The 14,096-nt window shown below is 42.1% G+C and carries 14 protein-coding genes; 9 read left to right on the forward strand and 5 right to left on the reverse strand.

Features of this window, described 5'->3' with window-relative positions:
- Nucleotides 1–60 precede the first annotated feature (60 nt).
- On the forward strand, nucleotides 61–786 hold the full coding sequence (locus tag HC965_RS23020; RefSeq protein ID WP_191033670.1) for an RDD family protein: 726 nt from the start codon (nucleotides 61–63) through the stop codon (nucleotides 784–786).
- 320 nt (nucleotides 787–1,106) lie between these two features.
- Here the strand turns inward: HC965_RS23020 and HC965_RS23025 are convergent, their stop codons facing one another.
- Both HC965_RS23025 and trxA read right to left on the reverse strand, forming a co-directional pair.
- Entirely contained in the window at nucleotides 1,107–1,442 is a 336-nt protein-coding gene (locus HC965_RS23025; RefSeq protein ID WP_191033671.1) for a hypothetical protein, read from the reverse strand.
- A 40-nt stretch (nucleotides 1,443–1,482) separates the two neighbouring features.
- The gene (gene trxA / locus HC965_RS23030) at nucleotides 1,483–1,797 is read right to left on the reverse strand and encodes a thioredoxin (protein ID WP_191033672.1); all 315 of its coding nucleotides are present in this window, start codon (nucleotides 1,795–1,797) and stop codon (nucleotides 1,483–1,485) included.
- A 340-nt stretch (nucleotides 1,798–2,137) separates the two neighbouring features.
- On the opposite strand from trxA, the gene HC965_RS23035 reads away from it, so the two are divergent.
- The gene (locus HC965_RS23035; protein WP_191033673.1) at nucleotides 2,138–3,580 is read left to right on the forward strand and encodes an alpha-L-fucosidase; all 1,443 of its coding nucleotides are present in this window, start codon (nucleotides 2,138–2,140) and stop codon (nucleotides 3,578–3,580) included.
- Nucleotides 3,581–3,733: 153 nt separating this feature from the next.
- Nucleotides 3,734–5,893 (forward strand): polysaccharide lyase 8 family protein, encoded by a 2,160-nt coding sequence (locus HC965_RS23040; protein ID WP_191033674.1) that lies wholly within the window; start codon nucleotides 3,734–3,736, stop codon nucleotides 5,891–5,893.
- Nucleotides 5,894–5,998: 105 nt separating this feature from the next.
- On the opposite strand, the gene dnaE is transcribed toward HC965_RS23040, so the two are convergent.
- Entirely contained in the window at nucleotides 5,999–9,802 is a 3,804-nt protein-coding gene (gene dnaE / locus HC965_RS23045; RefSeq protein ID WP_191033675.1) for a DNA polymerase III subunit alpha, read from the reverse strand.
- A 161-nt stretch (nucleotides 9,803–9,963) separates the two neighbouring features.
- Between dnaE and HC965_RS23050 the strand changes: the two genes are divergently transcribed.
- From HC965_RS23050 to HC965_RS23060, 3 genes are all read left to right on the forward strand, one after another.
- Complete coding sequence (locus HC965_RS23050) at nucleotides 9,964–10,650, forward strand: phosphatidylserine decarboxylase family protein (RefSeq protein WP_022140340.1); 687 nt, start codon at nucleotides 9,964–9,966, stop codon at nucleotides 10,648–10,650.
- 10 nt (nucleotides 10,651–10,660) lie between these two features.
- Nucleotides 10,661–11,368, forward strand: a complete 708-nt coding sequence (gene pssA / locus HC965_RS23055) for a CDP-diacylglycerol--serine O-phosphatidyltransferase (RefSeq protein WP_191033676.1) — start codon at nucleotides 10,661–10,663, stop codon at nucleotides 11,366–11,368.
- Between the two features lie 67 nt (nucleotides 11,369–11,435).
- Nucleotides 11,436–11,738, forward strand: a complete 303-nt coding sequence (locus HC965_RS23060; RefSeq protein WP_191033677.1) for a DUF4834 family protein — start codon at nucleotides 11,436–11,438, stop codon at nucleotides 11,736–11,738.
- Nucleotides 11,739–11,806: 68 nt separating this feature from the next.
- Here the strand turns inward: HC965_RS23060 and HC965_RS23065 are convergent, their stop codons facing one another.
- Together HC965_RS23065 and HC965_RS23070 are read right to left on the reverse strand one after the other, a co-directional pair.
- Entirely contained in the window at nucleotides 11,807–12,244 is a 438-nt protein-coding gene (locus tag HC965_RS23065; protein ID WP_022140343.1) for a nucleoside deaminase, read from the reverse strand.
- 4 nt (nucleotides 12,245–12,248) lie between these two features.
- Nucleotides 12,249–12,482, reverse strand: a complete 234-nt coding sequence (locus HC965_RS23070; protein WP_167959477.1) for a hypothetical protein — start codon at nucleotides 12,480–12,482, stop codon at nucleotides 12,249–12,251.
- A gap of 67 nt (nucleotides 12,483–12,549) precedes the next feature.
- On the opposite strand from HC965_RS23070, the gene HC965_RS23075 reads away from it, so the two are divergent.
- From HC965_RS23075 to HC965_RS23085, 3 genes are read left to right on the forward strand one after another with little or no spacing between them, the layout of a single operon-like run.
- Nucleotides 12,550–12,915, forward strand: coding sequence for a YraN family protein (locus tag HC965_RS23075; RefSeq protein ID WP_191033678.1), 366 nt, complete (start codon nucleotides 12,550–12,552; stop codon nucleotides 12,913–12,915).
- Nucleotides 12,916–12,942: 27 nt separating this feature from the next.
- Nucleotides 12,943–13,299 carry an MmcQ/YjbR family DNA-binding protein gene (locus tag HC965_RS23080; protein WP_191033679.1) on the forward strand — a complete coding sequence of 119 codons (357 nt, stop codon included), beginning with the start codon at nucleotides 12,943–12,945 and terminating at the stop codon, nucleotides 13,297–13,299.
- Nucleotides 13,283–14,041: a biotin--[acetyl-CoA-carboxylase] ligase gene (locus tag HC965_RS23085; protein WP_191033680.1), complete on the forward strand. Its 759-nt coding sequence runs from the start codon at nucleotides 13,283–13,285 to the stop codon at nucleotides 14,039–14,041. Before HC965_RS23080 ends, HC965_RS23085 begins: the two co-directional genes overlap by 17 nt.
- The last annotated feature ends 55 nt before the right edge of the window (nucleotides 14,042–14,096 follow it).

The following is a 14,096-nucleotide window of genomic DNA, read 5'->3' on the forward strand; positions in this document are numbered from 1 at the left end:
AGCAAAAGTAAGAGAATTAGATTATATTTGCAACGGAATCCTAAAAATGTTTAACCATAAATGGCAGAATCTACGATAATCACCGGACAATTCGTCCGTATCAGCCAAACACCCGCCAGTATCGGCGAGCGATTCCTGGCATTAGTCATCGATTATTTCCTTATCGTGGTTTATGTATATTCTACAATTGCCCTATTAATGGAGCTTCGGTTATCATCGGGATTCAGGTCATTCTTTTTCCTGTGTATCATCTATTTACCGATACTTGGCTATTCTTTTCTTTGCGAGACATTCAATCATGGACAGAGCTTTGGCAAGAAGTTGATGAATATACGTGTTGTTAAGGTAGATGGCTCTACTCCCACCGTCAGTTCTTATCTGCTGCGTTGGCTCCTTTTCATTATTGATGGGCCATTGACAAGTGGCTTAGGAATTTTTGTTGTTCTGCTTACTAAAAACAATCAACGACTAGGCGACCTTGCTGCCGGTACTATGGTGATTAAAGAAAAGAACTATCGCAAGATACACGTCAGTCTTGACGAATTCGATTACCTGACCAAAAATTATAATCCAGTCTATCCACAATCTGCGGATTTATCACTGGAACAAGTAAATGTGATTACACGGACATTGGAATCCGGCGAAAAAGATAGAATACGACGCATTACAGCACTTGCCAAGAAGGTGCAGTCACTTCTTTCCATCACTCCGCGAGATGGTAATCAAGAGAAATTCCTTCAGACGGTGTTAAGGGATTATCAGTATTATGCGTTAGAAGAAATATAAAGAAAGTTTCCCCGTAATGCAACTGTTGTTTCCCCGTAAACAAACTAGAGTTTCCCCTATGGGGGAACAACAGTTGTACTAAGGGGAAACTATGGTTTCCCTACGGGGAACTTTTCTTATCTCCTAGAGGAACGTCGCCATCATCAGAGCTTCGATATTTTACTCCTTTATATTATCGCCACCTTAACAACTAAGTCCAAAGAATATCTCTTGCAGATGCTTCTCATCTGCATCCCAAATACCAAAAATGAATAAAAGCCTGAAGGATTTGCATCCTCCAGGCTTTTATTCATTTTATCAACTAATGAGACTGGACGTTGTTAGTCCACCTGCCCCAAAGAGTTTCCGTATTCCATTTCTCCCTGAACCACAAAAAGAATATCTTCAGGATCGTATTCTCCTTGTTCGTCACTCTTAGCTTCTTTCACGATGAAAGCTACAACCTCTTCCAAGTCAATGTTAACATAACCGTCTTCATCGGGTTGAGCATCGAGGATTCCGCTTTCAGCGTAATATTCGTCTATCAAATCAAGGAAGTAATACAACTCGTCGTCCGAGAATTTCTCCTTCAGTTCTTGAGGCAGATAGTTCTTGATGAACTCGACGGTCTTTTCGTCGTCAGCATCTGCAATAAAAAAATCTTCTTCCAGTCCCATAATTATTTAAGTATTAAGTGATAGGTATAAGTATGACCGCTTAGAGCAAGTTCTTTACTTTTTCGGCAAAGACAGGTTTGCCAACAGCACCTACCTGCTTATCTACAATCGCACCATCCTTAAAAAAGAGTACGGTAGGAATGTTGCGGATACCGTATTCGGCAGCCATATCACCATTTTCGTCTACATCGCATTTACCGATGATTACTTGTCCTTCAAACTCCATAGCCAGTTCTTCTATGATAGGACCCACCATTTTACAAGGGCCACACCAGGGAGCCCAAAAATCTACTACAACCGGTTTTCCTTCTGCAAGGATTTCCTTATAGTTGCTGTCTGTAATTTCTAAAGCCATATTCTTTAAATATTAATGATTAATGTTATTTTGTTACTATTAACGCCACAAATATAATCAATTTATTCGAGTTGGTATTACTGAATCCACTCTTATCATATAAACAATTTGATTAATAATCAAATTACAACTTCTGTTAGGGTTTATTCTATGGAAACGTGCAACGGTCTTTAAATGAGAACCGTTCATTTAACAGACAGTCATATTTGATATGTTGAATTTTATTCGTACATTTGGTGCAACTATCGCATATGGTTTAAAGTTGATAATTATAAACGTGAATTGCTAAAATATTAATGTAACACAAGGTATAGACGCCTGACACTTTATCGTACATATCATGAAAAAGAAACATTTAACAGCTACTCTTCTTCTAAGCTTGCTATTGGTTAGTCCTGCCATACAAGCACAAAAAAAACTTCTGCCTGCCGAACAAGAAATAGAATTGAAATATGGAGCCGACCGTTTAGGCAAAAGACAGGACGCAGCCATGCAAAAGTTTAGAGATAACCGTTTGGGAGCTTTCATTCACTGGGGATTGTATGCCATTCCCGGTGGAGAGTGGAACGGAAAAACCTATCAGGGAGCAGCCGAATGGTTGAAATCGTGGGCCAAAGTACCATCTAATGAATGGTTGCAACTAATGGACCAATGGAACCCTCAAAAGTTTAATGCAAAGAAATGGGCACAAATGGCCAAAGAATCCGGAGTGAAGTACGTGAAAATCACGACCAAACACCACGAAGGTTTTTGTTTATGGCCCAGCAAGTATTCCCAATATACTGTTGCCAATACTCCGTATAAAAAAGATATCCTGGGAGAATTGGTAAAAGCCTATAACGATGCCGGCATTGATGTGCATTTCTATTTTTCAGTCATGGATTGGAGCCATCCTGACTGGCGTTACAAAATCAATTCGGAAGAAGACAGCGTCGCTTTCCAACGTTTTCTCACATTCACCGACAATCAACTTAAAGAACTGGCCACCCGCTATCCCACAGTGAAAGATTTCTGGTTCGACGGCACATGGGATGCAAGCATCAAACAGAATGGCTGGTGGACAGCACACGTCGAACGTATGTTGAAAGAACTTGTTCCCGGTGTAACAATCAACAGCCGCCTTCGTGCCGACGATTATGGGAAACGCCACTTTGACAGTAACGGCCACCTCATGGGCGATTATGAATCAGCCTATGAACGACGTTTGCCCGACCCCGTAAAAGACTTGCATGTAACTAAATGGGATTGGGAAGCTTGCATGACCATCCCCGAAAATCAATGGGGATACCATAAAGACTGGTCATTGAGTTACGTAAAAAGCCCGGTCGAAGTGTTGGACCGTATCGTACATGCCGTTTCACTGGGTGGCAACATGGCAGTCAATTTCGGCCCTCAACCCGATGGGGATTTCCGATCGGAAGAAAAAGAATTGAGTAGCTTCATCGGCAAATGGATGAAGAAAAACGGAGAATGCATTTACGCCTGCGATTATGCAGGATGGGCCAAACAAGACTGGGGATACTATACACGCAAAAAGGATGAGATTTATATGATTGTCTTCAATCTTCCTTACTCAGGCCAGCTTACTGCCAAAACACCCAAAGGCGTCCAAATTGCCGAAGCCACCCTGTTGAACGGACAGTCCGTCAAGGTCACCGAAGTAGCCCGTAATGAATATAATATAGGTATACCGACACAAACGCCCAATGAGCCATTTGTCATCAAACTGAAAATAAAGACATCTGATAGTCCGGTTAGCAAATACAAAGAAGCACTTACATAAGTTTGGTCTATAATAAGCGGGTATAATAACAGACCTGAAATCTTGAAGTAAAATAATCCTATGGACAATTTTACCTCTTTAAAAAGAAAAAAAGGACACATCAGTTCTTTTTTTCTGCCGATATTTGCACCTATTATTATCAACAATAAAAATATGAAAATCACCATTCGTTTTATTCTAGCAATATTACTTATCATAAGTGATATTTCCTTTGCCAAAGCACAATCCGGTAAACAGAGTTCTATTGACATTCAAAATGAGTTTGAGGTGCTAATGAAAAAAATCAGACTGGACTTTGCTCAAAACCCTCAAATAAAAGAAGCACTCAATAAATACAATGAAAAAGACGGCTCTTTTATAGATGTGGATTATGCTAGCATACGGCGCACGGAATGGCCGCCAATGACACATATTGAACGTTTGTATGATTTTGCTTTTGCCTATACAAATCCTAAAAACAAATATTACAAAGACAGTAGCCTATTTAATAAGATACAAAAAGGACTGGAATTTTGGCATGAACGCAACCCGTGGTGTCATAACTGGTGGTATAATCAAATAGCCGAGCCGCAATGCCTGGGCATATTACTGATACGAATGCGAACCGGGGAACAGCGTCTTCCGGCAGAACTGGAAAGTAAACTCTTAAAAAGAATCAAAGAAGATGGTGGGCATCCTGCCAAATGGACGGGAGCAAACCGTACGGACATCGCTTTACATTGGATATACCGTTCTTGCCTGACACAAAACGAGAGTGACCTGAAAATAGCCCTTGAAAATGCGTATAGCCCGGTAGTCTACACAACCAAAGAGGGTTTCCAACATGACAACAGTTATTTTCAACATGGTGTACAACTTTATATAGGAGGTTATGGAGATGAGATTCTGAAAGGTATCACTCAAGTAGCAATGTACACGAAAGGTACGCAATATGCCATCTCCGAAGATAAATTAGCCATAGTGAGTAAATTCATGCGTGAGACTTATTATTCAACTATCAGAGGTCAGTATATGTTGTTCGACGTATTGGGAAGAGGTGTCAGCCGTCCCGATATTACGAAGAAGACGAATACGATTTTATTTGCCAGGCGTATGATTGACCTCGATCCCGCTCATGCAGACGAGTTCCAAACGATCATCAAACGTATAGAAGGAGAAGAACCCGCCAATTATGGACTCACGCCGAAGCACACCCATTACTTCCGCGGCGACTATACGTTGCACGTACGCCCGGAGTACACATTTGACGTGCGTATGGTATCCAACCGTACCAGTCGTTGCGAGTACGGAAACGGGGAAAACTTAAAGACGTATTTCATGTCTGACGGATGTACCAATATCGTAGTGGACGGCAATGAATATGCCAATATATTTCCTGTATGGAACTGGGCACGCATCCCCGGAGTCACCGCCCCGCAAATGAGTGACATCCCGAAAGCCAAAAGTGATTGGCAGACGCGAGGAACTTCCACTTTTGCCGGAGGAGTATCCGATAGTATTTACGGTGCATCTGCTTATTCTTACACAGATGATTATGCGAATATAAACACCCAGGCAAAGAAAGCATGGTTCTTCTTTGATGAAGAAGTAGTATGCCTTGGTGCATGTATCAGTTCCACTGCTTCAGAAGAAGTATTCACAACTGTCAATCAAAGCCTGCTTTTGGATAAGGAAGTTACGGTTTCTTCCAATAAAAAAGTTTCAACTATTGGAAAAGAATCTTTCAGCTATATAATCCCCGATTGGATACTCCACAATAAAATCGGCTATATATTTCCCGAAAATGGAAATGTATTCGTCAGCAACCAAACACAGAGCGGCAATTGGTATGACATCAATAACACGGCATCCAAACAGCCTTTGCAAAAAGGAATATTCACTATCGGCTTCAATCATGGGGAAAAACCATCTAATGCCAGCTATGCTTATATCGTAGTTCCCGGAAAGCAGACAGTGAAAGACATGAAGAAATATCAGAAAAGCAAAAACATTGAAATCCTCGCCAATACAGAAGAGCAACAGATAGTCAGAAATAAAAAGCTAGGTATCTGGCAAATGATATTTTATCAGGCTGGAGAATTTAAGAACAAGGATATAGCAGTTAAGGTAAATCAAGGCTGTGCACTTATGATTAAAGAGAATAATAAATATAAGGTGGAAATCCATATAGCTGATCCTGCACAGACACAGTCAATCATAGAAGCCGACATCTGTATTCCACGCAAATCTAAAGAAATCAAAAAGATTTGTTGTGATTTCAATCACAGTGGAATCTATGCAGGAGCTTCGCAAAAGCGGGAACTTCAATACTAAATCTCCTATCTTTTCTTTATAAAACAAATATCCCTAACATAAAACAAGGAGACAAATACTTTTCCAAAGTAAATGTCTCCTTGTTTCATTATATCACAATTTGTATCAGTTTATATGGAATCCGAGTTCTGGGCGGTCTTTTAAATAAGTGATTAAATCGCGACCTACCGAAAGCTTAATCGGGCGGGAAATCAAATCGACCGACACACGATTCACATCGACATCGTCCGTCACCTTGAAGTAGAGTTCCGTATTTCCCGGATGCTCTTTGGTCAACGACGCAAGCTCTTTGACTAAAGAGGAGTTCAATACCGACAGAGGTATCATGATTGTTATTTTCTGCACAAGTTCATCCTTCACGTCCGGGAGAAGTTCCATAGAAGTAATTTTCACTTCCAATTCATCCTGCCGCCACTGTTTTGCCTGGCAACGGGCTTTGATATATAGGAAAGTTCCTTCATTGAGGTACCCTTGATAAGTCACCCAGTCATTTCCCCAAAATGGGATTTCGGTAGAACCGGAATAGTCCTCTATCTTGGCGATGCCGTAAGGGTTTCCGTTTTTGCTGATTCCACGACGGACACTGGTCACAATTCCGCCCATCGTTATCTCACGACCGGCAAGCGCAGCCTTATCTTCCAAATCCGCCATACGCGTGTTGCAGACATGATCCAGTACAATCGAAAATTCATCCAGCGGGTGAGCGGACAAATAGATACCTACCAAATCACGTTCACGGTTCAAACGGTCAAGATCGTTCCAGCGTTCCACACCTTGCGGTATTTCAGGAGTTGCCACGTCAATTACGTTGTCACCACCAAACAGAGAGTTGACCGCAGCCGACTTATCCGCCTGATAACGGTTACCATAGCGCATCAGGGTTTCAAGAAATACTTCCCCTTTGGAGTTGACAGCGAAGTATTGTTCGCGTTTCAGTTCCGGGAAACTGTCGAAGCCACCCGCCAATGCAAGACATTCCATATTCTTTTTGTTGCAGGCATTAAGGTTGACACGCTGTACAAAGTCGAAAATTCCGGTGAAAGGACCGTTCTTCTCGCGTTCTTCCATGATACTTTGCACGGCGGCTTCGCCTACACCTTTCACAGCACCGAGTCCGAAACGGATATTACCGTCATGGTTTACGGTGAATTTCAGGTTACTCTCATTGACATCCGGCCCTAAAGTCAGAATACCCATTGCCTTACATTCGTCCATCAGTTTCGTGATGTCGGTAATGTTGGACAAACTTCGGCTCATTACAGCCGCCATATATTCGGAAGGGTAGTTCGCTTTCAGATAAGCTGTCTGATAAGCTACCCATGAATAGCAAGTTGCGTGAGATTTATTGAAAGCGTAGGACGCAAACTTCTCCCAGTCCGCCCAAATCTTTTCAAGGACTTTCGGATTGTGTCCATTCTTTCGACCGCCTTCGATAAATTTAGGCTTCATGTGATCCAGCTTATCACGCAGCTTCTTACCCATCGCTTTACGAAGAGCATCGGACTCACCACGGGTAAAGTCCGCCAGCAGACGTGACAAAAGCATCACCTGTTCTTGATAGACCGTGATACCATACGTATCACTCAAGTATTTCTCCATTACCGGAATATCATACTCAATCGGCTTGCGTCCGTGCTTACGGTCGATAAAATCAGGGATATAATCCATCGGTCCCGGACGATAGAGAGCATTCATGGCAATCAAATCTTCGAATGTAGAAGGTTGCAATTCGCGCAAGTACTTCTGCATACCGGCAGATTCAAACTGGAATGTACCGATCGTACGGCCGTCACTATATAGTTTATAGGTCGCAGGGTCACAGATGTCTATGGTATCTACATCTACTAAGATGCTACGACTCAGGCGGATATTTTCAACAGCTTCTTTTATGATGGACAATGTTTTCAGTCCCAGGAAGTCCATCTTAATCAATCCGGTATCCTCAATTACCGAGCCTTCATACTGTGTGACGAGCATCTTTTCACCCGTTTCCTTATCATCGGCGGTGCTGACAGGCACCCAGTCGGTAATATCATCACGGCAGATAATCGTACCACAAGCATGCACACCCGTACCACGAACATTGCCCTCGAGCATCTTGGCATACTTGAGCGTATCCCGCACCAATGGGTCGGGCGATACTTCCGCCGCCTGCAATTCGGGAACATATTCGATGGCATTGCGCAGGTTCAGCTTCTTGTCGGGAATTTTATCCGGCACTAATTTTGCCAGGCGGTCTGATTCGGAAAGAGGAAGTTTCTGCACACGGGCAACGTCTTTAATCGCCAGCTTCGTAGCCATTGTACCATAAGTGATGATATGGGCTACTTTTTCCTGTCCATATTTATTAGTTACCCAACGAAGCACATCGCCTCGTCCGTCATCATCAAAGTCAATATCAATATCAGGCAAAGAGATACGGTCGGGGTTCAGAAAACGTTCAAACAGCAAATCATATTTGATAGGGTCAATCTTCGTTATCTGCAAACAATAAGCTACTGCCGAACCGGCAGCAGAACCACGTCCCGGTCCAATAGACACCCCCATGCTACGTCCTGCTGCAATAAAGTCTTGCACAATCAGGAAGTACCCCGGGAAACCCATTGTCTTCATGATATACAGTTCGAATTTCAATCGTTCTTTGACTTCATCCGACAAGGGGTCGCCATATACTTTTTTTGCTCCGTCGAATGCCAGTTTAGCCAGATAGTCACCTTCCAGTTTAATACGATAGAGTTTATCATATCCGCCCAAACGCTTTATCTTGTTTTTTGCATCCTCTTCACTCAAGACTACATTCCCATTTTCGTCTTGCGTAAACTCGTCGAATAAATCTTTCTCCGTATACTTCTGCCGATACCCTTCCTCCGTTCCGAAATCTTCGGGAATGGCGAAAGTCGGCATAATAGGTGCATGGTCGATGGAGTAATATTCTACTTTATTGAGGAGTTCCAATGTATTGCTTAATGCTTCAGGCACGTCCGCAAAGAGTTCATTCATCTCTTCACGTGTCTTCATCCACTCCTGTTTTGTGTAAAGCATACGACCCGGATCATCCAAATCCTTGCCGGTACTCAAACAAATCAGCCGGTCATGCGCTTCGGCATTTTCTTCATCCACAAAGTGAACGTCGTTCGTACAAATCAGTTTGATGTTGAACTTCTGTGCATACTCCATCAAGTGTTTGTTCACATTCACCTGCAATGGGTAACATTCGTGATTGGCACGGGGAACAGTCGCTTTATGACGTTGCAGCTCAAGATAGAAATCGTCACCAAACAAGTTCTTATACCACTGTATAGCTTCTTCGGCTTCCGCGAATTGCCCGGCAGTAATCCGTTTCGGTATTTCACCACCAAGGCAGGCCGAACAGACCATCAGTCCTTCATGATACTTCTCAAGTTCGCTGCGGTCTGTACGCGGACGCATATAGTACCCTCGCGTCCATGCGTGCGATACTAATTTAATAAGGTTATGATAACCTTTCTCATTCTTTGCCAATACGATCAAGTGATAACCACTCTGGTCGGGTTTTCCCTCTTTCAGATCCATCGTGCGGCGTGCCACATACATTTCACAACCGATGATGGGTTTGAAGAGTTTGTTTTCCGCTTCTACTATCTTGGCTTTGCAAGCGGCAATCTCCGCTTCTTTATCTGCACATTCTATCGTACCGGCTTCGATTCCTGCTATTCGCTTCTTCAGGTCTTTGATTTCACCTTTCGGGCCGCTATTCTTTTTATTGACGTAGTTCGTAAATTCCTTGATACCGAACATATTTCCATGGTCGGTCACAGCAATACCCTTCATTCCATTCTTCATTGCTTTATCGACCAGACGAGCGACGCTTGCCTGACCATCCAAGAGAGAATATTGGGTATGGACATGTAAATGAACGAAATCCTGCATAATGATAAGTAGTTAAATTGAAGGCATAAAATTACTACCTCTTGGGTTATAAACAAAAATAATCCTCAAAAAGTTATCAACATTCGCATTTCTATGCCCATTTACTTGCTGATATTTTAAATTAAGTATATTTTTGCAGTCAATATCATTAAACAGCATTCATGAGCCGACTAAAGAAATTGAAGAAAATACGTATTCACCGTGAAGGAACACATATATTATGGGCTAGCTTCTTGCTATTGCTATTGATTAATGCCGCTCTTTATTGGGGAATCGATTGCAAAATTCCATTTTATGTGGTAGCAGTGGCGAGTATCGCAGTCTATCTGCTAATGGTGAATTTCTTCCGTTGTCCGATCCGCCTCTTCGGGCAGGACACTGAGAAAATAGTCGTTGCGCCTGCCGACGGGAAAATCGTCGTGATCGAAGAAGTCGATGAAAACGAGTATTTCCATGATCGCCGTTTGATGATTTCTATATTTATGAGCATTGTGAATGTTCATGCCAACTGGTATCCGGTGGACGGCACTATCAAGAAGGTGGCTCATCACAATGGTAACTTTATGAAAGCCTGGCTGCCGAAAGCCAGCACAGAGAATGAACGTTCTACGGTAGTGATCGAAACACCGGAAGGTGTGGAAGTGCTCACCCGCCAAATAGCCGGTGCTGTGGCACGCCGTATCGTAACCTACGCTGAGGTAGGCGAAGAATGTTATATCGACGAACACATGGGATTCATCAAATTCGGTTCTCGTGTGGATGTATATTTGCCCATTGGTACAGAGGTCTGTGTCAGCATGGGTCAATTAACGACCGGTAACCAAACGGTTATCGCCAAACTTAAATAATTCTGTCACAATGACAAACGTTATTAAAAACAGTATCCCGAATACTGTAACCTGCCTGAACCTTTTCTCCGGTTGTATCGCTTGCGTCATGGCTTTTGAAGCAAAATACGAACTGGCACTGCTTTTTATCGCTTTAAGTTCTATCTTCGATTTCTTCGACGGACTGTTGGCCCGTGTTCTCAATGCTCATTCTATCATTGGAAAGGACCTGGATTCACTGGCTGATGATGTCAGCTTTGGCTTTGCGCCTTCAGTGATTGTATTCTCTTTGTTTAAAGAGATGTACTATCCGGCAAGCATGGAATTTATAGCTCCTTACTTGCCTTATGCCGCTTTTCTGATTTCCGTATTCTCTGCTTTGCGTTTGGCAAAGTTCAATAATGATACCCGGCAGACAAGCTCTTTTGTCGGCCTTCCTGTTCCTGCCAACGCCTTGTTTTGGGGTTCTTTGGTGGCAGGCGCACATGATTTGCTGATTTCCGAAAGCTGCCATCCTGTCTATCTTTTTATACTCGTTTGTCTATCTTCATGGTTGCTGGTATCAGAAATACCGATGTTTTCCCTGAAATTCAAAAGTCTGTCATGGGGTGACAATAAAGTCAGTTTTATTTTCTTGATTATTTGTATTCCTTTACTTGTTTTCCTGGGAATCAGTAGCTTTGCAGCCATTATTGTATGGTATATTTTACTTTCACTTTTTACAAGAAAAAGTAAATAAACAATCTCTTGGCACGTTTGTTGTACTATGAGTTTTATCAAAGTTACAATATAAAAATCATAGCCCGATGCATATACTTTTATTTATACTTATCTTTATTATTGCCATTGTCGTATTTGGTCTCTCTATTGTCGGATTCCTGCTAAGAGCCATTTTCGGAATAGGACGCCGTTCCTCGTCGTCGTCACGTCCGAAACAAGCTGAATCAGGACGTAGTGCTACGGGACAACAGAGTTACAATCAGGGAACACAGAACCCGACGGATAATGAAGAGGAGATATATTCGGAGAATGTAACGGGAAGAAGGCATAAGAAAATATTCACGCAGGATGATGGTGAATATGTGGACTTCGAGGAAATTAAAGAATAGTGATTAGCGTTTAGCGATTAATAGCTGCTCTGCATAGTGTTAATCACTAATCACTAACCGTTAATCATTTATCTCCGTTTCGCAGCAAAAAACTCTTTCATAAGCGTGGCACATTCATCTGCCATCAGTCCTTTAACGACAACAGTTTTAGGATGCAGAGCCGAACCGGCATATTTCTGATAGCCACGTTTCTCATCTTCGGCACCAAATACAAGTTTTCCTGTCTGTGCCCAGGCAATGGCTCCGGCACACATCACACAAGGTTCAACGGTGACATATAGTGTACATTCATTGAGATATTTACCACCAAGTACATTGGCAGCGGCAGTAATGGCCTGCATTTCGGCATGAGCCGTCACATCGTTCAATGTTTCCGTGAGATTGTGAGCACGTGCGATAATCCGCTCTTTACAAACCACGATAGCTCCTACGGGAACCTCTCCCCGGTCGGCAGCTTTACGCGCCTCTATCAAAGCTTGTTTCATGAAGTAAGTATCGTCCAGCATATTCTTATCGTCTCATATCGTGTTCACCGAAAAGGGTGGGATAATCTTCTTCCATATTCTTATGGATAAACATGAGAATGGTTTCACGAAGCCAACGTGACTTATTCGATATCTTGTATTTTTCAAGATAACGATCAACTATCAGTTGCTCTTCATCGCTCAACAAAATGCTCATCCGTCGTTCCCTTTTGGTACACTCGACGTGCATTTTCAGGCACTTCTTATTCCTTTTTCTCATATCTTCTGCAAAATTACTTTTACTTCTGTAAATTCAAAGAATAAAAGCAGTAAATTTGCAAAAAAAGATGGCTAAACATAATGAATTGGGTAAAGCCGGAGAAGATGCCGCTGTAGCCTATCTCGAACAGCATGGTTATATCATTCGTGACCGTAACTGGAGAAAAGGACATTTCGAACTGGATATTGTGGCTGAAAAGGACAATGAGTTGATTGTAGTAGAGGTGAAAACCCGCAGCAACACTCTGTTTGCAGAACCGGAAGATGCTGTTGATCTGCCTAAAATAAGACGTACAGTACGTGCTGCGGATACCTATTTGAAACTGTTTCAGATTGACAGCCCTGTACGTTTCGATATTATCACTGTAGTAGGTGATGATGGAGATTTCAAGATTGAACATATGAAGGAAGCATTTTATCCGCCTTTATTCTAATTATAAACATATAAAACCGGAATACTAATGAACGTAGAAACTGTCAGAGAATACTGCCTGAGCAAGAAAGGAGCCACGGAATCTTTTCCTTTTGATGATGTATCGCTTGTGATAAAGGTTATGAATAAGATGTTTGCTCTTATTGACCTGGAAGGGGCAAATCACATTGCACTGAAATGTGACCCTGAAAAGGCAATTGAACTGCGCGAACATTATTCGGGCATTGAAGGGGCTTATCATTTTAACAAGAAGTACTGGAGCAGCGTCAGTTTTGACAGCGATGTGGATGATAAACTGATGAAGGAGCTTATCGATCATTCCTACGATGAAGTAGTCAAGAAGTTTACTAAAAAGTTACGCACAGAATATGATGCCCTCCCCTGATTTATTTCCGGTTCCATTGATTCATATCAGCGAAACGAATTCTACCAATAACTATCTGCAAACTTTCTGTGCCCGGGAAAGCACGGAAGAACTGACGACCGTAGTTGCAGACTTTCAGACATCCGGACGGGGACAGCGTGGCAATTCATGGGAATCGGAACCCGCTAAGAATCTTCTTTTCAGCTTTGTACTTTTCCCTGAGTTTTTGGAAGCACGGCGTCAGTTTCTTATTTCGCAGATTGTGTCTTTAGCTATTAAGGAAGAATTGGATACATATACTAATGACGTTTCTATCAAATGGCCGAATGATATTTACTGGAAAGAGAAGAAAATATGTGGCATATTGATAGAGAATGATTTGATGGGGCGGAATATCAGTCAAAGCATTGCAGGAATCGGAATCAATATTAACCAGGAAGCATTTCGCAGCCCGGCTCCCAATCCTGTTTCTCTATACCAAATCACAGGAAAGCAATATGATATTTTTGAAGTTCTGAAGAATATCATGCTGCGTATCCAGTCCTATTATAGCCAGCTTCAAAAGGGTGATACATCATCCATTGTCACCCAATATGAAAAGTCGCTTTTCAGAAAGGAAGGAATACACCGATACAAAGATGTCAACGGTGAATTTCTTGCACGAATTGTATGTGTAGAGCCCGAAGGCAGATTGATTTTAGAAGATGAAAGACAGATAAAAAGAGGTTATATGTTTAAGGAAGTGGAATATTTATTGAAATAAATAATTGACTGACTGATTAAAACATTATCTTTGGGACCTACGTTTCTATATAAAA

Source organism: Bacteroides sp. GM023, assembly GCF_014750685.1.
Classification (GTDB): Bacteria; Bacteroidota; Bacteroidia; order Bacteroidales; family Bacteroidaceae; genus Bacteroides.